The organism is Actinokineospora bangkokensis (genome assembly GCF_001940455.1).
GTDB classification, from domain to species: domain Bacteria; phylum Actinomycetota; class Actinomycetes; order Mycobacteriales; family Pseudonocardiaceae; genus Actinokineospora; species Actinokineospora bangkokensis.
In genome coordinates this window covers 492,507-513,927 of sequence record NZ_MKQR01000007.1, presented here as the reverse complement: position 1 = coordinate 513,927, position 21,421 = coordinate 492,507, and the positions used below count along the sequence as shown (strand labels likewise).

The window sequence follows — 21,421 nt, the reverse complement described above, 5'->3', positions numbered from 1 at the left end:
CCTACCCGGACGCAGCGTCCGGGTAAGCGCGTCTGACTGGCCCTACGGTCTGTTTCAGGGCCGAAACGGCACGCACTCACGAGACTGGCTGACGACGCGACCAAGTCGCTCACTCGTGCGCGTGTCCTCAGGGTTGTGCCGCTTCGTCCTGAAACAGATCTCCTACTTCAGGCGAGGTGACAGCGATGCGCGCCAACGACCCAACACCGAGCTCCGACATCGGAAACGTCGCTTGCAGCCGCGTATTTCACGGCGGATGCACATTGCGTCTCGCGAAGGGCGACGACTTCGTTGCTGTCTTCCGCGGCACTTGTGTCGAGCAGCGCCGCTTCCTGGTCTTGCGTGATCGCCCTTTCCCCGGACCGGTGAAGGAGGGACCGCAGCGAGCGATCGCCGCGATCCTTCGCGCGGGTTGGCTGTGCTGGTCGGACCACAGGGGACTGGCCCAGGTCGCGACGGCGTGGACGCGTCAGCGCGCCAATATCGTGGGAGGTGGCGGCCGTGGCTGAGTGGAACCAGGTTCCCGTTGCCCCGCTGCGCCTTCTGTCACAGGGGTGGTCTCGTGGTGTTGGTCGCGGCGGTAGGGACGACGCTGCTGATGGTGCGGTGTCTGCGGCAGGTGACCGTCTCCTGCCGGTGTGGCCTGGGTTGGGCTGCGTGGGCGTCGGCGGCCGAGGCACGAGTACCGGGGCACCGAGGAGCGCGGGCGTGGCCGCCCGCTCCGACGCTGGCTCCGCCGGTGCGGGGGTGAATGCCCGGTGGCCGCTGGAGCAGTCCTCATGGCCCGTGGTGGTGTGGGGCGTGAGCCCGCATTTGCCGGGCCGCTCGCACGCGGTGGTTGCTGACCCGCGTGGGGTGGCGGTGTGGGTGGCGGTGTGCGGGTCACCGGTGGTGCGGTGGTGGCGGGCGCGTCCGACCCGGTTGCGGGTGTGCCCGGAGTGCGCGGTGGCGTTGACTTGCCTGGTGTTCCCGGCCCGATCGTGGGTGGCGTGATGGGTGTGTCGCTGCGCCGGGTGGCTGTGGGCGCTCTGATGACCCGGGCGCGGGTCGCCGCTGGGATGACCACGCGGGGAGCCGCAGCGCGGGTGGGGATGTTGGTGGCGTCGCTGAACCGGTCGGAGAACGGCAAACGCCTCCTGACCGACGCCGAGGTGGGCGCGTTGCTGACGGTCTACCGGGCCGACCGGGCCACCTGTGCCCGCGTGGCGCGGGTACTGGACGAGTCCGCGTCGCCGTGGTGGTCGATGGGTAATCCCGCAGACCACACCGCGGTACTCGCGCACCTGGATCAGCGCGCCGAACACACGCTCCACCTGGCGGCGGCAGTGATCCCGGTGCCGTGGCGTACCCCCGCCTACACCCGGGAACTGCATTCCCAGCACCTGCACCTGCTGCCGGGAGCGTTGGAGTCAGTGCGGGAACGTGCGGCGGCGGTCGGGTCCGATGGCGGGTCGCAGACGGTGGTGATCAACGAGGCGGTGCTGGCCGACCCGGTCGAGTCATCGGCGGTGCTGGCCGAGCAACTGCGGGCGCTGCTGTCAGCGATCGGAGAGCGCCAACTGACGGTCAGGGTGGCCGTTACGGCGTGCCCAGTGCCGTTCGCGACGGGACTGGCGTTGTTCACCCTGTCCGGGGCGGTGTTTGCCCACTGCCACGACCAATACTTCTCCACCCTATTCGACGACCCCGAGCACCTGGACCGTATCCAAGACCAGATTGCCGGGGTGCTGAGCACCGCCCATAACCCGATCGCCAGCACTCACCTCATCGACCACTGGGCCAAAAGCCACGCCGACACCTGACCACCCCCCGGGTAGGCCGGCGTTCACATCTGACATTCGACCGCGTCTTACGAGCAGGAAGAACGATTTTCCATGGGCCATGACGAGATCCGCCCCGCGACCATGCGGGCGGCCATCATCGCCAACCGCCTCAACACCGCACGCAACCACCTCGGCCTGACCACCCGTGCCCTGGCCGAGCTGATGAACATGACCGTCGCGATGGCCAACCGGATGATGACCGGCCGCCGCATCCCCACCAGCCTGCAGATCGGCGCCCTCTGCGCCCTGCTGGACATCGACCCCGCCCAACGCCCCCTGCTCTACGACCTGGTCCGCACCGCCACCGACACCACCTGGCTACTACCCCACCACGACCCCGACAGTGCCCGCCTGCTGGGCGAGATCGAGGCCACCGCGGACACCACCGTGCACTACCACCCCCACCACGTCCCCCTCGCCGCCCGCACCCCGGAGTACCACCACGCCGTCACCGGCCACCCCCGACCAGCGACACCACCGCTTACGCCGGACCTGGACCGCACCCTCCTCGTCCCGGAGTCCGCTCTCACCCGGACGCCGGTCCCGGCGGAGGTGTTGCGCGACCAACTCGACGCCCTGCTCCACGGGCCTTGGTCGGTGCGGGTGCTGCCCGCCACCGAACCACCGACAGAAGCGTTCACCCAGCTCCACATCCCCCACTTCCACCCCGTCACCGCTCTCGACCTGCTCACCACCCACCTCGTCCTCGAACACCCCGACACCACCACCGCCTACGAGCAGCGGGCGCGGGACCTGCTCGACCATTGCCTGACCGAGGCCGACTCCCTCGACACCGTGCGCGCCCACCGCACTCCCTTTGGCACCTGACATGACGCACCCACTCGACGATGTCTCCGCACCGGCGTTGGCCGCTCACGCGATCGCCCTGCGCGCCGGAGTCCTGGCCTTCGCCCGGCACCTCGACCTGGCACCCGAAGAAGCCGTCCTCGCGATCACCAGCCACGACCGCCACACCCCCACCGGCGCCGCGGCCAACCTCATCCTCGACCACCTCTGCGACCTCTGGAACATCCCCACCCACGACCGCACCGCAGCCGGTGACCTCATCGACCACTGGGTCCGCGCAACCCTCACCCACCACCACCCCGGAGACACCCGATGACCACCACCGAACACCCGACCCCCACCCACCAGATACTGCGGGCCCTGCTGGGCGAGACCGTGCACGCACTGGCCATGCCCGCCCACCTCGGCGCACAAGCCCACCACCAACTGCGCCTCTGCCTGCTCACCACCCCCATCCACCACACCCCCACCGGCACCTGGGTGTTCCTGACCCAACCACCCGAAACCCCCGCACACCGCACCCTCACCGCGCTCCACGCCCTCGGCGTGATTCCCCAGAACGTTCAGGTGGAACAGCTCCCGACCTGCCCCGACCAATGGGTCACCCCACCGCGCACACCCGCCCCGTGGGCCACCGTCGCCGCAGCGACCCGCCGGGCCGCCACCCACACCTGACCCGTCCCCCGAACCGGCCCGCACCGCCGCTCGTCCGATGCCCCCGGGCACGGCGAGTGCGGGCCCCTACCCCCGACACCCAAGGCCCCCGATGCCCAGCAGCAAACCCCGCACCACCCCCACCCTGCTCAACGCCTACATCGGCGCCCGCCTCCACCACGAACTCACCCACCACGGTTACACCCAAACCCAACTGGCCAAGGCAACTGGGTTCAGCCCGGCCACGGTCAGCCGCACCCTCACCGGCACCCGCAACATCGACACCACCGACATCGCCATCATCATCGCCACCACCGCACTACCAACCTCCCTACGCCACGAACTCACCACCCTGCTCACCACCAACCCACCACAACGCCTCACCCTCACCCACCACCCCACACACCCCGACCCCCTCCACCTTCTCCGCAACCACATCACCGCCACCACCACCTACAGCCCAGACGTCCTACCGCCCCACCTACGCACCCCCGACTACCACCACGCACTCAGGCACGCCCTGCCCACCCACCTCCACAGCGACGCCCATGCGCCCCAGAAGTCCCTCGCCCGCACCAAGCCAACGACCGCACGACTCCCACAACCCAGGTTCCTGATCACCCGGCAAGCCCTGCACCCACCCGGCACACCAGAACCCGTAGCCCGGGCCCAGATGCGCCACCTCGACGACATCATCGGCCACGGCCACGCCGACATCCGGCTCGTGGACGGCCCCCCAGCCACCAACAGGTTCACCCTGCTGCGCCTCGACCGCGACAACCACCTCGTCCTCACCGAACACCTCACCCACCACGTACTCGACGCCCACCCCACCACCATCACCACCCACCAACTACTCCTCGACCACCTCAACCACCACGCTCTCGACCCCAACGCAACCCGCACAGCCCTCCACCACCACGTCACCGGTACCACACCACCGGACCCCCACTCCCGCGCCACACCCTGACCCAACTGGGTCGACCCCACCTAGACCCCTTGCCCTCATCGACACCGACGAGCGTTCCTGGAGCCGACACCCGCACCCACCGCAGGAGGACCACATGAACGGACACGCCAAGATCGCCGGCTGGCGCGGAAGAGAGCAGAACCGGTTCTGCTGCACCGGCCACGACCCCATGAACTACCCCCGCCTCACCCGCCGCACCGAAGCCACCGAAGCCGCCGAATGACCACCGACGCCCTCCACGACAGAAACACCCACACCACCAGCACCACCCACACCGACTGACCCCGAGCCGATCCACACCACGACCCCGGATGCGCCAAAGCCGCAGGTCCGCACCGGTGTCACCCACCACGGACATCGAACATATGTTCGCCATCGGTGCTGAGTTCGACCCATGCAACAGCCGCCCACCACCCCACCTCGGACGGCGCGCTGCGCTACCGAATCACCACCAGCGCACTCATCGGCCCCATTCCGGCCACCTGCAAAACCGGCGCCCACCCCATCCCCGGGCACGGCGAGGTCTACTCCACCCACAACCTCATGATCGTCCACCGCCCCACCGACCCACCGGGCACCCCACCCTCGACCGCGGCCCTCCAACCGCGCCGAATACGACGACCACCCCTACCTCCAGGACCCTCGGTGATCCACACACCCTGGACCCGCCTCGGCGGCGACGGACTCCACGGCCGCCTCACCCGCCTCGAAGGCCTCAGGTACGGAGTCGTCAACTTGCCCATCCACCACGCCGACGGCCGATCCAAACCCTCGTACCTACCCAGCCAACTCGTCCCGTTCACCGCCCCTGACCTTGATCGGCCGCTGAACGACCCGCCGGACGGAAGAGCCGGGACGTCCGGGCCATTTGCGGTGTCCCTGTGCGCTGGGGCCGGTGGGACACCGACCCCAGCGCACGCCTCACCCGGCTGATCGCTCCAGGTCGGCGAGCGCCTGCGCGACGCGGAAGTACTTGTTGTTTGCCAGGTCTCGCACAGTCTTGATGCCGAACGCCGCGTGCAGCTTCTCGCCGTCGCCCTCGCTGACGCCTGCCAACGCCGCGACAGGGGCGTCGAGCACCTCCGCCAGGGACAACTGCTCGAACGCCTTGTCCAGCTGCTTGTCCAGATCCACCGAAATGGCCATACCGGCTTCTTGAAGTTTTGATACGACGAGACCGAGAGCACGGTATCCATGCCGCACGAGTCGGCCGGTCAACCACACGGCAGCCGTACCCGATCGTGTGGTGCGGCAACGCTTGCCGTAACGTTCTGACGCGGGTTCTCAGCCGGGCCCAGTGCCGAAACGCAGCCGACCCGGTATCACAGCCAGTCGGTGATCTTCTTCCTGGCTCGCGCTCCCCCACTGACGGAACCAGGCAAGCGCGGACGAACCTGCACTAGGAAGCCGACACCGTTCCCTTATCGACATAGGGGGTCTACGCGGAAAGGTTTCTCCGTGTCGGCAGCCAGCATCGTGCCTAAGTGCTCATCGTCGCTTTGGAGGTGAAGCCCCGTCGCTGGCCGGTCTTCGGCAAGCTGCGCTTTTCGGGCTTCGACGGTCTTCAGGCGGTCTCGACACCCAGCCCCGGGCTGGTCCGGGTCGATGCCTTGGCGACGATGCGGACGATCACGGCGGGCAGCAGCGCCACCGCCGCGACCCCGGCCAGGTCTGACGGTTCGGGCGGTGTGGTGGTGAGCAAGCTGCGCAGGCCGGGGACGGTGACGGCGGCCAGTTGCAGGGCGATCGCGCCCGCGACGGCGGCGTCGAGGAACCTCGGGCGCCTCCCGGGGCCGCGCAGCGCGGCAGCTACGCCGAGCTGGGCCAAGCCGAGGGTGAGAAAGAGCAGGCTCTGCCAAGGGCGGCCGGTGGCCGCGGCCCAGGCGCCCACGGCGAGTGCGGTGGTGGCGATCAGCGCGCCGGTCCAGGTGATGCGCTGCCAGAGGCCCGCGCCGAGGACGGCTTGGGCGGGTGGCCGGGGGCCTGCGCGCAGGGCACCCGTGGGGGGTGGCTCGGTGCCGAACGCGACGCCGGGTAGGCCGTGGGTGAGCAGGTTGATCCAGAGGATCTGGGCGGGCAGCAGCGTCTGGGGCAATCCGATGAGGGGACCGAGCAGCATGACCGCCACCTCGGCCAAGCCGCCGGAGAGGGCGTAGTGCAGGAAGGTGCGCACGGCTGCCTGGATGCGCCTGCCCTCGGCCACGGCGGTGACGACGGTGCCCAGGTCGTCGTCGGTGAGCACGAGGTCGGCGGCCTGCCTGGCGACCTCGGTGCCCTGTCCACCCATGGCGATGCCGATGTCGGCGCGGCGCAGCGCGGGGGCGTCGTTGACGCCGTCCCCGGTCATGGCCACGACCTCCCCACGTGCTTGCCTGGCCTGGATGACGAGGGGTTTGTGCTCGGGACGGGTGCGGGCGTAGACGCTGACGGCATCGGTGTCGGCGGGGATGTCGGCGGCGGTGGCCACACCCGCCGTGCCTGCGATGCCGACGCGGGCAGCGATGGCGGCCGCCGTGCGCGGGTGGTCGCCGGTGATCATGACCAGGCGGATCCCGGCCCGGCGGAGGGCTCGCACGACCTTGGGGGCGTCGGGGCGGGGTGGGTCGGCGATGGCGACCAGGCCCAGCAGGGTGGCCTGTCCCGGTCCCGGTGCCGCCGGTGCCCCGGGGCGGTCGCTGTGGCGTTCGAGCAGGGCGAGCACGCGCTGCCCGGCTCCGGCCATGTCCGCAGCGACGACTCGGGCGCGCTGGGTGAGGATGTCGTCCGGCAGAGGACCCCCGGGGGCGAGCAGGACCTCCGGGGCGCCCTTGGTGAGCACGAGCCACCCGCCTGAGGGGTTGCGGTGGGTGGTGTCCATGCGTCCCCTGGCGCTGTCGAACGGGATCTCCCCTGTGCGCGGGTAGCGGTCGCGCGCCGCCGCAACGGAGATGCCCCCCTTGCTTACCAAGGCCACGAGAGCGGCTTCGGTCGGGTCCCCCACCGGGGTCCACCGGTGGCCGTCGCGGGTCGGGGGGTCAATGGTGGCGTCATTGCACAGTGCGGCACAGCGCAGCAGTTCCAGCGGCGGTCCGCCCGGGCACCGGATCTCACCAACCGGGTCGTAGCCGTGTCCGGTCACCGCGCAGCGCCCACCTCCCGGGGTCCACAACTCCTCGACGACCATGCGCCCCTCGGTCAGGGTGCCGGTCTTGTCCGCGGCGAGCACGGTCACCGACCCCAACGTCTCGACGGCGGGCAGGGAGCGGACGACGGCGTGGTGGCGGGCCATGCGGCGGGCTCCGAGGGCCAGGGCGAGGGTGACCACCGCGGGCAGGGATTCCGGTACGGCGGCAACGGCGAGGCTCAACGCGGTCAAGGCCGTGGTGCCCGGCGACTGGCCGCTCAGCAGGCCCAGGACGGCCACCAGCGCCGAGAGCGCCAGCGCGGCCCACACGAGGACGCGGCCGAGCTGGGCGAGCCTGCGCTGCAACGGAGTGGGACGGGGCCGCTGGGAGCCAACGGCGGCGGCGATGCGCCCGAGCGCGCTCCGGGCACCGGTGGCGATGACCCGGGCCTCGGCGCGACCGCGGGTCACTACTGTGCCCGCGCAGACCAGTCCCCGCTCCCCCGCACCTGCGGCCTTGTCCACCGGGACCGACTCCCCGGTCAGGGCGGACTCGTCGACCTGGAAGGCCTCAGCGGCCAGGAGTTCTGCGTCGGCGGGGACGATGTCCCCCGCGGTGAGCCGCACCAGGTCGCCGGGGACGAGGTCGACAGCTGGAGTGGTGCGCTCGACGCCCGCACGCACCACTCTGGTGGTGGGGGCGGCCAGGGTGCGCAGGGCGGCGAGCGCGTGCTCGGCGCGGACCTGCTGGGCTACCCCGATGGCCGTGTTGAGCACGACCACGGCGGCGATGACGCCCGCGTCGGTGGCGTCGCGCAGAGCGACGGCGATCGCCGCGGCGGCGAGCAGCAGCAGGATCATCGGGTCCCGCAGTTGGGCCACGACGCGCGCGGTGACACCGGCACCGGCCGCCTCGGGCACCCTGTTGGGTCCCACCCGCTGCCGCACCCGCGCGGCTTGGTCGTCGGTGAGGCAGGCGACAGGTGGGGTCTGGTCGACAGGTGGCGGCGGATGCATGCGCTCTCCGGTGGTGTCGCAGGGCCCTAGGGCGTGTCCTCAAAGCCAGAGTGTGAGGGTGGCGAGGTCGATCATGGCCTGGAAGGACAGGGCGGTCTTGTCGTAGCGGGTGGCGATGGCCCGGAACTGCTTGAGTCGGTTGAAGCAGCGCTCGACGACGTTGCGTCGCCGGTAGGCGACCGGGTCGAAGACTGGTGGGCGGCCGCCTGCTCGGCCTCGTCGTTGTCGTCCGGCCTGTTGGTCGCGGCGTTCGGGGATGGTGGTGGGGATGCGCCGGGCCCGCAGCCAGGCGCGGATGGCGCGGGAGGAGTAGCCCTTGTCCGCGAGCACCCTGCGCGGGCGGGCGCCCGAGCGTCCCCGGCCGGGGCGTCGGAACCGAATCCCGTCCATGACCTGGGTGAACATGGTGCAGTCGTTGACGTTGCCGCTGGTCAACACCACCGACAACGGACGCCCGTGCCCGTCACACGCCAGATGGATCTTGGTCGAGGGCCCGCCCCGAGAGCGGCCGATGGCATGATCACCTGGTTCGCCCTGCCCGCCGCGGGATCGCCCCGCCCCCCGCGCCGGGGTCGACGGCGTGACGGGCCCCGGCCGCGTGCTGGTGCGCCCGCACGATCGAGGAGTCGACCGAGACCTCCCGGTCCAGCTCGTCGACCGCCTCGGCGACGACCCGCACCCTGGCGACCAGCGCGGCCAAGGTCCCGTTGCGCGACCACCGCCAGAACCGGTTGTAGACGGTCTTCCACGGCCCATACCGCTCCGGCAGATCACGCCACGAGATCCCCGTCTTGGCCTTGAACAACATCCCGTTCACCACCCTGCGGTCATCCACCCTCGGACGACCCCTCACACCCGAAGGCGGCAACAACGGCTCCACGACCTGCCATTGCTCATCGGTCAACTCATGCCTGCGCACCACGGGACAAGATCAAAGCAGATCAACCACACCCACTTTGAGGACAGGCCCTAGGGGACGAGCACGGCGGCGCCGCCGTGGACGCGGTCCGCGGCCAGGTCGGCCAGCGCGCGGTCGGCTTGGTCGAGCCGATAGGTCGTGGTGGTGACATGCAGGTGATGGAAGGCGGCGAAGTCGAGGAACTCCCTGGCGTCGGCGCGGGTGTTGGCGGTGACGCTGCGGATCTGGCGTTCCTGGAACAGGTGCCTGCGGTAGTCCAGGGATGGGATGTCGCTGAGGTGGATTCCTGCCACGGCCAGGGTGCCGCCCCGGTCGAGGGCCGCCAGCGCGGGCGGGACGAGCTCGCCCGCTGGAGCGAACAGGATCGCCGAGTCGAGCGCTTCCGGTGGCAGCGCGGACCCGCCCTGCGCGCTGGCCGCACCCAGGGCGAGTGCCAGTTCGCGGGCGTGCGGGTCGCGGGTCATGACGTGGACGGTGGCGCCGCGGGCGATGGCAACCTGGATGGCGAGGTGGGCGCTGGCGCCGAAGCCGTAGATGCCGAGCTTGCCGCCCGCCGGGAGTTGGGCGCGCCGCAGGGCCCGGTAGCCGATGACCCCGGCGCACAGCAGCGGTGCCAGTTCGGCGTCGGTGTAGCCGTCGGGCAAGGCGAGGGCGAAGGCGGTGGGGACTCTGGTGAAGTCGGCATAGCCGCCGTCGGCGTCCCAGCCGGTGTAGGTGGAAGCGGGGCAGAGGTTCTCCGCGCCTCGGGTGCAGTGGCGGCAGTGGCCGCAGGTCCCGCGCAGCCAGGCGATGCCGACGCGGTCACCCGGTGCGTGGGTGCGCACGCCGGATCCGGCGGCCACCACCTCGCCGACGACTTCGTGGCCGGGTACCACCCCGGTGCGGTGCACGGGCAGGTCGCCCTCGACGATGTGCAGGTCCGTGCGGCAGACACCGCAGGCGAGCACGCGCACGAGCAGTTCGTCCTGGTCGGGCTCGGGTAACGGTTCGCGGCCCATCACCAGCGGGCCCTGGGACAGGGAGGCGGGCGCGCGCAACCGCCAGGTGCGGGCGCGCTCGGGGATGGTGTGCCGCATGGTGCATCCCGTGTTGTCCGTGCAGGGCATGGCGGTGCCCTGCGGGTCGAGTGGGTTCGCAGGTGGGGCCTCCCGGACCGTGGTCAAGGACGGGCCACAGGGTGACGACGCCCTGCGGCTGGCAGGCACGCCGGGATCGCGATGCAGCTCACTCAGGCGCACACCCCCTGCGGGGGTGGGCGGCCCCGGCGAGCGACCGATGGCCGCTCGCGGTTCACCCCGTCCTGGGCGGACCGCCACGCAGCAGGTCACGCAGGTCCTCGCGCAGCGTGCCCAAAGCCTTGTTGACCGAGGTACCGCTCATGAGCAGGTCCAACCGGGCGGTGATCACGGACAGCACCAGGGCGCTGTCCTTGCCGTGCACGCCCGCGGTTGCGGCGAAACGCTCGGCGAACGCCGCGGCCGGGGTGTGGCGCGGGGTGTGTTCGGGGACCCAGCCCTCGAAGAACATCCCGCGCAGCAGTTCGGGCAGTTGGGCGGCGAACTGGGCGGCGGCGGACACCGACAGCTCGTCGCGCACCAAGTGCAGCCAGGTGCGCAGGACCCGGAGCACGAACACTTCATCGGCGGTGGGGAAGCCTGCGGCGATCTGGTCGACCCAGTGGTGCGCGCGGTGCGCTGCGGTCTCCAACGCCGAGGTGTGCCGGACGGACACGTTCTCTCCAGTTCTGCGTGCGGTGCGGCCGGTTGGCTGCGGTGGGCGGGTGGTGGTCACCGGTCGGGGGCGTAGTCGTCGAAGTCGCCGTCGGGGCGACGCACGAGCAGGTGACCGCGGCGGTCGGCGGGATCGACGTAGAACAACGCTTCCGCACCGGAGAGTTCCAAGCGCAGCCTGCCCTGGGTCTCGGTCAATCTGGGGGCGGGCAGGTGGAGCGGGCGCACCGGCGAGCCCGCCGGTGCCTGCGGCGGCACCCCGTCCAGCGCGGACAGGTCGTAGCCGTCACCGGCGTCGTGGAGCAGGCAGTCGATGCCGCTGGTGTGGGTGAAGACCAGGTTGTCGGCACCCGACTCGTCGAGGTGGGCGATGGCCTCGGCGACGCTGACCGGGTCGGCGGCGTAGCGGGAGTGGGCGACGACCCGGTGTCGGGCGCCGTGCTGCTCGCCCCGCGCGGAGCGCCGGGTGCGGCCGTGGTCCTGGGTGCGCTGCGCGGTGGCCAGCCTCCGCAGCAGCCGGTGGCGCAGCAGGTCGACGGCCTCGCGCGGGGTGCGGGCGGTGGCCTTGACTCGCACCCCGCGAGCGAGGCCGTCGACGCCGAGGTCGGCGCTGGCCTCGGCGGGCTCGGCCACCGCAGGGTCGGGGTGCAGGCAGATGGCGATGTGCACGCGGTGGGCGGTCAGGCCGTGCTGGGCCAGGGTCGAGGTGACCCGTTCGGTGGCGTAGTCGGCGATGCCTTCGCCGTGCACGCCGCGCACGACCACCTGCGGTCGCGGGACGCGGGCGGGCGGGCGGGGGCTGGTCGTGGCCCTGGGACGGGCGGTTTCGGGAGTGGGCACGGGTTCGTCCTCCTCGTTGTCGTTCGGGATCGTCGTTCGGGATTGGCGTTCGGGCGGGCCGGGTCAGCGGGTGGGTCGCACGACGGCGACCGGGCAGTGCGCGGCGTGCAGCACCGCCCGGCTGGTCGAGCCCAGGCCGACACCCGCGTAGCGGTGGTGGCCGCGGCTGCCGACCACGACCAAGCCCGCCTCGTGGGACAGCTCGACCAGCCGGTGAGCGGGGCGGGCCCGGCAGACCTGCCGGATGACGGTGACGTCCGGGTGCTTCTCCTGCCACCCGGCCAGGCGTTCGTCGAGAAGGCGCTGCTCGTCGGCCTCCACGGCGTCCCAGTCGATGACCAGTGGCAGTGCCGTCCAGAGCCCGGAGAACGCGACGTCGGACCAGGTGTGCACGGCCAGCAGGGAAACCCCGCGCACCGCGGCCTCCTCGAAGGCGACGGCCACCGCCGCTTCCGAGGCGGGGGTGCCGTCGACGCCGACGACCACGGGCCAGACACGGGCGGCGGGGTCTGCGCCGTCGCGGCCGCGGACCACCACGACCGGGCACCCGGCGTGCTCGGCCACCGCGGAGGACACCGACCCGAGCACGGCCTCGCGGATCCCACCCACACCGCGGGTGGCGGTCACCAGCACCCGTGCCCCCGTCGCGGCGTCGAGCAGCACCTCGACGGGGTGGCCCACACGCAGGTCCACCTCGGTCTGCAACCCGGGCCGCGCGTGGGTGGCGAACGCGACGGCCTCGCGCAGGAACTGCGTGCCGCGGTCGACCAGCAGGTCGACGTGGTCGGCGGCATCGGTGGTCGACCGGCTGTGGCGCAGGGGCACGGGGGCGCAAGCGTGCACCAAGCGCAGCGGCAGACCGCGGCGGGCGGCGGCGTCGGCGCCCCAGCGCACGGCGTCGAGCGCGGCAGCCGACCCGTCGATACCGACCACCACGCGGGGGCGCCCGGCCTGAGGCTCGCTCGGCGTCGTCCCCCTGGTCACCGCTGGTCACCACTCGGGACTGGTTCGGGTCGCACCACCGCGACCGGGCAGGCACAGTGGTGCACGAGCGCTTGGCTGGTGGACCCGAGGAAGAGCCCCGCAACCGATCCCCTGCCTCGGGAGCCGACCACGACGAGCCCAGCGTGGTGGGACATCTCGATGAGCAGGGGCGTGGGCGACGAGTGGCGCACCACCCGCTCGACGGCCACCCCCGGGTGCTTGTCGGACCACGGGTGCAGCGCCGCGTCCAGCACCTGCTGGGCGTGCTCGGCGACCGGTCTCCAGTCCACCGCCGGGTGGCCGCCGAGGGCGAGGCCGTCGAGGGCCGGGTTGCCCCACGTGTGCACCGCGGTCAGCACCCGGCCGGTGGCTGCGGCGTGGTCGAAGGCGAAGCGCAGGGCGGCCTCGTCGCCCGGGCCGCCGTCGACGCCGACCACGACGCGCAGATCGGTGTCGCGCTCCGGGGCACCGCGCACGACGACCACGGGGGTCGCGGTGCGCGAGGTCAGCCCCACCGCGACCGAGCCGAGCAGCATGCCGGAGATCCCGCCGAGACCTCGCGAACCCAGCACCACCAGGTCGACCTCGCAGGACAATCCGAGCAGGCGGGAGACCACATCGCCCTCCAGGGCAGTGGTGTGCACCTGTGTGCCGGGTGCGGTCCGGCTGGCCTCGGCGGCGGCAGCGCGCAGCACCTGGGAGCTGCCCTCCCGCAATCCCTCGTGCAGCTCGGGGCCGCTGATCAGCCCCGGCGGGTACCCGGTGATGGGCCAGGGATGGACGGTGGCGATGCGCAGCGCGGCGCGACGGCGTTCGGCCTCGTGCGCGGCCCACCGCACGGCCCGGGTGGCCGAGGGCGAACCGTCAACGGCGACGAGCACGGTGTTCGTGGACATGGTGTTCTCCTTCGCAGGCCTGCGTGGTCGGTGTCCCCGACCCGGCTCCTCATCCGGCCCCGGGGTGATCGTGGAGAACCCCGGAGGGGACGCGGCAGCGTCGGCGGTCCCGGTCTGGGCGGGACCATTGGCCTCGTGCGCGTCGGGCGATGAGCCGAGCCGTCGCTCCCGGGTTCCCGATGGTCCCGTTCGGACCGGGCACACCCGCTCTGTCAGAGCGACTCGCCAGGGCGTAGCACGGTGGTGGGTTCGATCGGCGTGCACGACCAGGCGCGGTTCAGGAGGGACATCTCATGACCGGTGAGGGGGTGGTCAGCCCCGTTCAGGGCGCGCCGGATGGCCCCGACCTGGAGAGCCTGCGCTTGGTGGTGCGGCTGGCGTGCCGAGCGCCGTCGGCACGCAACAGTCAACCCTGGTCGTGGGGGCGCGCACCTGACGGGGACCTGCTGCTGCGCGCGGACGGCAGCAGGTGGCGGTCAGAATCCGGGCTCGACCGGGTGAATCTGCTGATCAGCTGCGGATTCGCCCTGCACCACGCGGTCGTGGCGCTCGCCGCGTTCGGCTGGGCGACCACGGTGCACCGGTTCCCCGACGCGCGCGACCCCTGGTTGTCCGCCCGATTGCGCGCCCGCGCGACCGCGCCGAGGCCCATACCGCTCGTCGAGGCCGTGTCGATCATCCGCAGGCGCAGCGACCGCCGCGCCTACGCCCCAGTGCCCGTCACCGGTCACGTCCTCGACGAGCTGCGGCACAGGGCCCGACAGGCCGGGGCGGTGGTCGAGGTGGTTGCCGCGGAGCCGCGCGCCGCACTGCACCACTTGGTCGTCGAATCCGACACTGGACCCACCCGGGGTGCGGGAGCAGCGCGCAGCGCACTCCGTCCCCTCAACACAGGGAGCGGGTTGCACGCCATGGCGAAAAGGACCTGGGAGGACCCGGGGTCGGGGACGGCGTGGGTCGCGGACCGGGGTCGGGCGTCATTGGACGGGGGCAGCCTGCTGGTCCTGGGTGCAGAGCAGGACGACGACGAGTCGCAGCTGCGGGTGGGCGAGGCGGGCAGCGCGGTGCTGCTGGCCGCGACGGGGGTGCGGCTGGCCTCGTGCGCGCTGACCGATCCCCTGCGGGTGCAGGGCGTTCCGGAATTGCTGCGGACGCAGGTGCTGCGGTGTACCGCCACGCCGCGACTGGTGCTGCGTGTGGGATGGCCGCCTGCTGGCTCCGCCTCTCCCGCGCGCACCTCTCGGCGGGACTTGGACCTGACCACGGCCTGAGGAGAAGTCGGGGTCCGAAACGGGGTTCGGCTACCGCGGTGGCTCGGTTCCCACAGTGCGGCGGGTTGTCCGTGGTGCACTCCGACGTGGGCGCCCGGACCAGAGGTGGTGTGAACACCGGCCGACCGCGCGGGTCAGGCCGGTGGCCCACGTCGTGAGCGCGCGGGTGCGGCTGCGCACCGTGCTGGGAGGACCCAGGACGCGCTCGGCCCGCCGCCTCGATGGCAGGCCGAGCGGCCACTGCGGGGATCGGGCGCTCTGCGGACGACGACGTCCCCGGACTTCGCAGCGCGGGGACGGTACGGCGGTGCTCACGATGCCAGTTGATCCCGACGCCTGCGGTGCTCCTCGTCGTCCATCTCACCCCTCGCGTAGCGCTCGTCGAGCACCCGCCGCGGCGAGGCGGGCCACCTGCCCGAGCCGCGAACCAGGACGGCGACAACGGCCACCAGACCTCCGAGCAGGACCAGCGCACCCGTGATCCCCACTAGAACCGGCCACCACGAACCGCACGCCCCTGAGCTCCACCACACGATGCCCTCCTCTGCTTGTCCGGTACCTGACCGCTGCCGAGCGACACCCGTCGACGTGCTAGGGCCTGTCCTCAAAGCCTCGCCCAGCGATAGCCGCGCCAAATCGAACGCAGGCGGTACCGGCCGAGGAACCAAGTACATCCAGTACGAGGTCCCTCATCCGGGCACCGCCAGCGTCCGATCTGATCACGACTCTCACAGAGCAGGCTCTGAGGACAGGCCCTAGCGCGGGTCCTCGGCGCCGTTGGCGATGGGGATCTGCTTGGCCTTGGGGGAGGACGTCATCGGCACCGTCAACTGCAGGACGCCCGCGGTGTAGGTGGCCTCCACCTTGTCGCCGTCCGCACCGCGCGGCAGGGTGATGGAACGGGCGTAGGTGCCGTAGTGGAACTCGCTGCGCCCGTGCGTCTTGCGCCCCTCGGTGCGCTGCCCGGTGATGGTGAGCACGTCGCCGTCGATGGTGACCTCGATGTCCTTGGCGGGGTCCATGCCCGGCATCTCGGCGCGGATGACGTAGGTGTCCGCGTCGAGGTAGTCCTCGACGCGCATGATGTGGCGGTCCACCAGCGGCAGGGTCTCCAGGAGCCTGAACACGTCCGGCACGAAGCTGTTGCGCGGCAGGATGCTGGTCATCGGATCTCCTCGGTTGCGCGGTTGTCTCGCCTACGACGGTGCCCGTGCGGCGACCACTCCCACACCGCCGGTGGGCCTGTTCCCAGGGGACCTTCGCCCGGCGCCGCCCAGGGAGCATCGGCGGGGCTCTGCCCGCGTTCGTCGTGCATCCCGAGCGGGGCCAGGGGGCACCGCCGGAGCGGGACCTAGCGCCCTGTGTCCCAGTCTGGTGCGGGGCGCAACGTCGGCAGCGGAGCCGATCCGACGAGGAGGACCGCGATGAGAGCGCTGCGCTACGAGGGACCTGGACGTCCAGTGTGGACTGTCACCTCCGACCCCGCGCCCCTGGTGCCCACCGACGCCGTGGTGGCGGTGGACGCGGTGACCCTGTGCGGCACCGACCTGCACATCCTGCGCGGCGACGTGCCGGAGGTCGTCGCGGGAACCATCCTGGGACACGAGGCGGTGGGGACCGTGGAGGCCGTGGGCTCAGCGGTGGCGTCGGTGCGCCCGGGGGACAGGGTGCTGGTGTCCTGCATCAGCGCGTGTGGGCGGTGCCGGTCCTGCCTCAGCGGGCGCCAAGGCTTGTGCACCGGCGGGGGCGGTTGGGTGCTGGGGCATCGCATCAACGGCACGCAGGCCGAATACGTGCGCACCCCGTTCGCCGACACCTCGCTGCACCTGTTGCCCGAGAAGCTGTCCGACGAGGACGCGCTCGTGCTCTGCGACATCCTGCCCACCGCCTACGAGGTGGGCGTGCTCAACGGGCAGGTGCGCCCCGGAGACGTGGTGGTCGTGGTGGGGGCAGGGCCCGTCGGCATCGCCGCGGTGCGCGCAGCGGCGATGTTCACCCCCCGGGCCATGGTCGTAGTCGACCCCGCCCCAGGCCGCCGGCAGATGGCCTTGGCCGCAGGCGCCCAAGTGGCTCTCGACGGCGTCGACGACCCCGGGGCCGCGGTGTCGGAGCTGACCGGCGGACGGGGCGCGGACGTGGTGATCGAGGCGGTGGGGGTGCCCGAGGCCTTCGAGCTGTGCGTGCGCTTGGTCCGCCCGGGCGGGCACGTCGCCAACGTCGGCGTGCACGGCGCACCTGCCGCGCTGCACCTGGAGGCCATCTGGGACCGGGACCTGACGGTCACCACCGGGCTGGTCGACACCCGCACCACCCCGGAGCTGATCACCATGGTGGCCGAGGGCCTGCTGCCCGTGGACGGGATGATCACCCACTCCTTCGACCTGAACGACATCGAGTCCGCCTACGACGTGTTCACGCGCGCGGGCGAGACCGGCGCGCTCAAGGTCGCCCTGCACCGCAAGCACGCCTGAGGGGGCACCGATGGTTGGGCGAACGGGCTCGACCCCCACGGCCGCGGATCCGGCGGCCGAGCCGTGGGTGCTGCCACTGGACCAGGTGACCGTCCACGACGCGGAGGTGGCGGGTGGCAAAGGGGCCAACCTGGGTGAGCTGACCGCCGCCGGGTTCCCGGTGCCGCCGGGGTTCGTCGTGACCGCGCAAGCCTTCCTGGCCAGCATGGCTGCCGCGGACACCCGCGGGGAGCTGGCCGAGGGCGCGGCCGCAGCCAGACCGGATGCCGCCGCCCTCGCCGCGCGGGTGCGCCGAGCGGGGATGCGTGCCGACGTCGCCGAGGCGGTGCGCGCCGCGGCCGGGGAACTGGGCGACGGCGCGCGGATGGCCGTGCGGTCCTCGGCCACGGCCGAGGACGGGACCACCGACTCCTTCGCGGGGATGAACGCCACCTGCACGGGTGTCTGCGCCGAGGACGTGGTGGACAAGGTGGTCGACTGCTGGGCGTCGCTGTACGGGCAGCGGTCACTGGCCTACCGGTCCGAGCGCGGGATCACTGGTGAGCCCGCGATCGCGGTGGTCGTGCAGCGGATGGTGGACTCGGAGCGGTCCGGGGTGGTGTTCACGGCCGACCCGCTCGACGAGTCTCCCGCCACGATCCTCGTCGAGGGCGCGCTCGGCCTGGGTGAGGTAGTGGTCGGCGGAGCGGTCGAGCCGGACACCTACCGGGTCGACAAGAACGGGATGAGGATCACCGGTGTGCGGGTGGGGCACCAGACCCACCGGGTGGGGGCGGGCGGGCGGCAGGAGTTGTCAACCTCCGAGGGCGCCCGCCGCGTGCTCACCGACGAGCAGGTCCTGGCGCTGGCCGCGCTGGGGGTGGACGTCGAACGGCACTACGGGCGGCCCCAGGACATCGAGTGGGCCATCGACGCCGATGGGGTCACGTGGCTGGTGCAGACCAGGCCGATCACCACGCTGGGCGACAGCGCCGGGCCGCTGCTGACTGGTCTGCCCGCCGCGCCCGGCACCGCGACCGGCGTGGTCCGGGTGCTGGCCTCCCCGGCGGTCACCGACCGGTTCGGCGACGGCGACGTGCTGGTGGCGGCGATGACCGATCCGGACTGGGTGCCCGTGCTGCGCCGCGCGGGCGCGGTGGTGACCGACCAAGGCGGGGTGACCTGCCACGCGGCGATCGTGGCGCGTGAGCTTGGGGTGCCCGCCGTTGTGGGCGCCCGCACGGCCACCACCACCCTGAGGGAGGGGATGGTGGTGACCGTTGACGGGTCGACGGGCACTGTCACACCGGGTAAGAGCCGCACCCCGGCGAGCACCGCACCCGCGCGTCCGGCGCCGTCGACGACCGCCGTGAACGATGTGTTGGCCACCAAGGTGTACGTCAACCTCGCGGTGCCCGACCACGCAGAGGAGGTCGCCGCACTGCCGGTGGACGGGGTCGGGCTGCTGCGCGCGGAGCTGATGCTCACCCACGCCCTTGACGGCGCGCATCCCCGGCAGTTTCTGGCCGACCACAACCCGGAGGCGTTCACCGCCGCGCTGGCGGCACCGCTGGACCACATCGCCGCCGCGTTCACCCCGCGCCCGGTGCTCTACCGGGCCACCGACCTGCGCACCAACGAGTTCCGCGCGCTGCGCGGCGGCGCGGCGTTCGAACCGGTCGAGCGCAACCCCATGATCGGCTTCCGCGGCTGCCACCGCTACGTGCGGGACCCCGAGTTGTTCCGGCTGGAGCTCGCAGCCCTGGCCAGGGTGCGCCAGCGCCACCCGAACCTGCACCTCATGCTGCCGTTCGTGCGCACCAGGTGGGAGCTGGCAGCCTGCCTGGACCTGGTGGACTCCAGCCCGCTGGGCAGTCAGCGCGGCCTGCAGCGCTGGGTGATGGCCGAGGTGCCGTCCGCGGCGTACTGGATCAGTGAGTACGCCGGGATGGGCGTTGACGGGGTGTCGATCGGCAGCAATGACCTCACCCAGCTCGTGCCCGGCGTGGACCGGGATTCCGAGACCTGCGCCGAGCTCTTCGACGAGGCCGACCCCGCCGTGCTGGACGCGATCTCGCGGATCGTGGTGGCGGCGCGCAGGGCGGGGATGACCACGTCGCTGTGCGGGCAGGCGCCGACGACCCGACCCGCCTTCGTCGAGCACTTGGTTGGCCTGGGGATCACCTCGGTGTCGGTGGACCCTGGTTCGGTCGGCGCGGTCCGCACTGCGGTCGGGTCGGCCGAGCGGCGGCTGCTGCTGGACGCGGCGCTGCGCCGCTGACGCCGCCCGCCCCGCCTGGAGGGGACCAAAGGTCCCCACCAGCACCGCCAACGGCACTGCGCGCTCCCGGGGTGGGCCGAGCACCGTGGCCGGTGTGAGGGCCCGCGACGGGGCGAGGTTCACACGGGCACGGGTCGACACAGGACTGGTCGGGCGCTCCCCGGCCAGGAGGGAGGAAGAGATGACCGCGCAGCACTCCCCCAACGACGGCACCGGAGGCGCCCAGCGCATCCGGGCGGGTGGGATCGTCGTCGGCTACGACGGATCCGCGGCAGGCACCGCCGCCCTGCGCTGGGCACTGGCCGAGGCCCGGCGGCGCGCGGCGCGGGTCACCGCGGCGCTGGTGAGCGAGCCGGACACCGCCTTCGTACCCGCGATGGCCATGGGGTTGAACCCGCACGGGGCGCGACGCGCCCGCCGGGCGCTGGCGCTGGCCGTCGAGGAGGTGGTCCTCGACACCCCGGGGACCACACCGGCCGTCCGGGTCGACACCGCGGAGCTGACCGGCCGCTCCGGGCAAGTGCTGGCTCGGGCGGCGCGCGGGGCCGACCTGCTGGTGATCGGTGCCCACCACCGCAGGCCGCGGTTGGCCGACGGCGTCGGCGCCTTCGCCGCCGACGTCATCCGGCACGCGGGGTGCCCGGTGGTGGTCGTGCCCGCCACGGGGCGGCCGTGATGGACCCCGACCTGGTACACGACGCCCTGCAGTTGGCCTGCCGGGCGCCCTCGGTGCACAACACCCAGCCGTGGCGGTGGCTGGTGGGTGAGCAGACCCTGCACCTCGTCGCCGACCGCTCGCGGGCGGTGCCCGCCACCGACCCCGACGGCCGCGACCTGCTGCTCAGCTGCGGCGCCGCAGTGCACCACCTGGGCGTGGCGCTGACCGGGCTCGGGTGGGCGCACCGGACGCACCTGCTGCCCAACCCCTCCGACACCGACCACCTCGCCGCCGTGGAGGTGCTCGCCGAACGGGAACCCGACGACGCAGACGTCGCGCTGGCCGCCGCGCTCACCCGCAGGCGGACAGACCGCCGCCGATACTCCTCCTGGCCCGTTCCCGCCGCGTACCTCGACAACCTGGTGCAGGTCGCCGCACGGGAAGGTGCGCTGCTGGTGGCGCTGGAGGACCCGTTCGACCTGCGGGACCTGGCCGCGGTGGCCGCTGAGGCGGCGGTCGACCAAGAGCGCGACCCGTCCTACCGCCGGGAGGTCGCAGCCTGGAGCGGACGCTCCCCCGGCGCCGAGGACGGTGTCACCGCCGCGGCGAGCCCGGCCGCGGGAACCGAGCACGAGATGCCCAACCGCCGCTTCCCCCTGGGGGAACTGAGGTCCCCGCCCACCGCCCCTGGAGAGCGTGACGCGTCCCGGGTGCTCCTGCTGGCCACAGTGCGCGACACCGCCCGGGACCACCTGCGGGCCGGTGCCGCGGCCAGCGCCGTGCTGCTGACCGCCACCGGTATGGGCTTGGCCACCTGTCCGCTGTCGCAACCACTGGAGGTGCCCCTGGCCAGGCGGGTGCTGCGCGAGGGGCCGCTCGACGACGCGGCCGCCCCGCACCTGCTGCTGCGCGTGGGGTTCGCGCCGATCTCGGCAGAACCGCTGCCCACCAGCCTGCGCCGCCCACTCGCCGAGGTCTGCCGACCGCTGCCCGGTGTCAGCAGCACGTGCTGACACCG

Annotated in this window: 22 protein-coding genes; 12 read left to right on the top strand and 10 right to left on the bottom strand. The window is 72.3% G+C overall.

Going from position 1 to position 21,421, the window contains the following annotated elements:
- Nucleotides 1–185 precede the first annotated feature (185 nt).
- The 7 genes from BJP25_RS33120 (at nt 186) to BJP25_RS36090 (ending at nt 4,477) form a co-directional block, all read left to right on the top strand.
- The gene (locus BJP25_RS33120; protein WP_143218909.1) at nt 186–509 is read left to right on the top strand and encodes a hypothetical protein; all 324 of its coding nucleotides are present in this window, start codon (nt 186–188) and stop codon (nt 507–509) included.
- A 354-nt stretch (nt 510–863) separates the two neighbouring features.
- A complete protein-coding gene (locus tag BJP25_RS06720; RefSeq protein WP_143218908.1) occupies nt 864–1,802 on the top strand; it encodes a helix-turn-helix domain-containing protein in 939 nt (312 codons plus the stop codon).
- Between the two features lie 72 nt (nt 1,803–1,874).
- On the top strand, nt 1,875–2,651 hold the full coding sequence (locus BJP25_RS06715) for a helix-turn-helix domain-containing protein (RefSeq protein WP_075973869.1): 777 nt from the start codon (nt 1,875–1,877) through the stop codon (nt 2,649–2,651).
- Between the two features lies 1 nt (nt 2,652).
- Entirely contained in the window at nt 2,653–2,946 is a 294-nt protein-coding gene (locus tag BJP25_RS06710) for a hypothetical protein (protein WP_143218907.1), read from the top strand.
- On the top strand, nt 2,943–3,305 hold the full coding sequence (locus BJP25_RS06705) for a hypothetical protein (RefSeq protein WP_075973867.1): 363 nt from the start codon (nt 2,943–2,945) through the stop codon (nt 3,303–3,305). The genes BJP25_RS06710 and BJP25_RS06705 overlap by 4 nt, the downstream gene beginning before the upstream one ends.
- A 91-nt stretch (nt 3,306–3,396) precedes the next feature.
- Nucleotides 3,397–4,254 (top strand): Scr1 family TA system antitoxin-like transcriptional regulator, encoded by an 858-nt coding sequence (locus tag BJP25_RS06700; protein ID WP_075973866.1) that lies wholly within the window; start codon nt 3,397–3,399, stop codon nt 4,252–4,254.
- A 94-nt stretch (nt 4,255–4,348) separates the two neighbouring features.
- A complete protein-coding gene (locus BJP25_RS36090; protein ID WP_269844525.1) occupies nt 4,349–4,477 on the top strand; it encodes a hypothetical protein in 129 nt (42 codons plus the stop codon).
- 698 nt (nt 4,478–5,175) lie between these two features.
- Here the strand turns inward: BJP25_RS36090 and BJP25_RS06695 are convergent.
- The 8 genes from BJP25_RS06695 to BJP25_RS06655 all read right to left on the bottom strand — a co-directional run bounded on the left by BJP25_RS06695 (nt 5,176) and on the right by BJP25_RS06655 (nt 13,743).
- On the bottom strand, nt 5,176–5,400 hold the full coding sequence (locus tag BJP25_RS06695) for a hypothetical protein (RefSeq protein WP_075973865.1): 225 nt from the start codon (nt 5,398–5,400) through the stop codon (nt 5,176–5,178).
- Nucleotides 5,401–5,818: 418 nt separating this feature from the next.
- On the bottom strand, nt 5,819–8,374 hold the full coding sequence (locus BJP25_RS06690) for a cation-translocating P-type ATPase (protein ID WP_075973864.1): 2,556 nt from the start codon (nt 8,372–8,374) through the stop codon (nt 5,819–5,821).
- Nucleotides 8,375–8,413: 39 nt separating this feature from the next.
- Nucleotides 8,414–9,293, bottom strand: a protein-coding gene (locus BJP25_RS32050) for an IS5 family transposase (RefSeq protein ID WP_143218829.1) whose coding sequence is annotated in 2 segments (ribosomal slippage) — nt 8,414–8,927 and nt 8,926–9,293 — 882 coding nt in all. Because the reading frame shifts where the segments join, the coding sequence is not laid out codon by codon here.
- A 50-nt stretch (nt 9,294–9,343) separates the two neighbouring features.
- Nucleotides 9,344–10,369 carry a zinc-binding alcohol dehydrogenase family protein gene (locus BJP25_RS06675; protein ID WP_075973863.1) on the bottom strand — a complete coding sequence of 342 codons (1,026 nt, stop codon included), beginning with the start codon at nt 10,367–10,369 and terminating at the stop codon, nt 9,344–9,346.
- Between the two features lie 214 nt (nt 10,370–10,583).
- The gene (locus tag BJP25_RS06670; protein WP_075973862.1) at nt 10,584–11,024 is read right to left on the bottom strand and encodes a DUF2267 domain-containing protein; all 441 of its coding nucleotides are present in this window, start codon (nt 11,022–11,024) and stop codon (nt 10,584–10,586) included.
- 56 nt (nt 11,025–11,080) lie between these two features.
- On the bottom strand, nt 11,081–11,863 hold the full coding sequence (locus BJP25_RS33115) for a hypothetical protein (protein WP_143218905.1): 783 nt from the start codon (nt 11,861–11,863) through the stop codon (nt 11,081–11,083).
- Nucleotides 11,864–11,926: 63 nt separating this feature from the next.
- The gene (locus BJP25_RS06660) at nt 11,927–12,799 is read right to left on the bottom strand and encodes a universal stress protein (protein ID WP_084793727.1); all 873 of its coding nucleotides are present in this window, start codon (nt 12,797–12,799) and stop codon (nt 11,927–11,929) included.
- Between the two features lie 44 nt (nt 12,800–12,843).
- Complete coding sequence (locus BJP25_RS06655) at nt 12,844–13,743, bottom strand: universal stress protein (protein WP_075973860.1); 900 nt, start codon at nt 13,741–13,743, stop codon at nt 12,844–12,846.
- Between the two features lie 293 nt (nt 13,744–14,036).
- On the opposite strand from BJP25_RS06655, the gene BJP25_RS06650 reads away from it, so the two are divergent.
- Nucleotides 14,037–15,014, top strand: a complete 978-nt coding sequence (locus BJP25_RS06650) for a hypothetical protein (protein ID WP_075973859.1) — start codon at nt 14,037–14,039, stop codon at nt 15,012–15,014.
- Between the two features lie 311 nt (nt 15,015–15,325).
- On the opposite strand, the gene BJP25_RS33110 is transcribed toward BJP25_RS06650, so the two are convergent.
- Both BJP25_RS33110 and BJP25_RS06640 read right to left on the bottom strand, forming a co-directional pair.
- Nucleotides 15,326–15,688: an SHOCT domain-containing protein gene (locus tag BJP25_RS33110; protein ID WP_143218904.1), complete on the bottom strand. Its 363-nt coding sequence runs from the start codon at nt 15,686–15,688 to the stop codon at nt 15,326–15,328.
- Between the two features lie 81 nt (nt 15,689–15,769).
- On the bottom strand, nt 15,770–16,180 hold the full coding sequence (locus BJP25_RS06640) for an Hsp20/alpha crystallin family protein (protein ID WP_075973857.1): 411 nt from the start codon (nt 16,178–16,180) through the stop codon (nt 15,770–15,772).
- Nucleotides 16,181–16,438: 258 nt separating this feature from the next.
- On the opposite strand from BJP25_RS06640, the gene BJP25_RS06635 reads away from it, so the two are divergent.
- The 4 genes from BJP25_RS06635 to BJP25_RS06620 all read left to right on the top strand — a co-directional run bounded on the left by BJP25_RS06635 (nt 16,439) and on the right by BJP25_RS06620 (nt 21,416).
- Nucleotides 16,439–17,485, top strand: coding sequence for an alcohol dehydrogenase catalytic domain-containing protein (locus tag BJP25_RS06635; RefSeq protein ID WP_075973856.1), 1,047 nt, complete (start codon nt 16,439–16,441; stop codon nt 17,483–17,485).
- 10 nt (nt 17,486–17,495) lie between these two features.
- Entirely contained in the window at nt 17,496–19,745 is a 2,250-nt protein-coding gene (gene ppsA, locus BJP25_RS06630; protein WP_075973855.1) for a phosphoenolpyruvate synthase, read from the top strand.
- A 181-nt stretch (nt 19,746–19,926) separates the two neighbouring features.
- Nucleotides 19,927–20,421, top strand: a complete 495-nt coding sequence (locus tag BJP25_RS06625; protein ID WP_084793726.1) for a universal stress protein — start codon at nt 19,927–19,929, stop codon at nt 20,419–20,421.
- Nucleotides 20,421–21,416 (top strand): Acg family FMN-binding oxidoreductase, encoded by a 996-nt coding sequence (locus BJP25_RS06620; RefSeq protein ID WP_075973854.1) that lies wholly within the window; start codon nt 20,421–20,423, stop codon nt 21,414–21,416. Before BJP25_RS06625 ends, BJP25_RS06620 begins: the two co-directional genes overlap by 1 nt.
- The last annotated feature ends 5 nt before the right edge of the window (nt 21,417–21,421 follow it).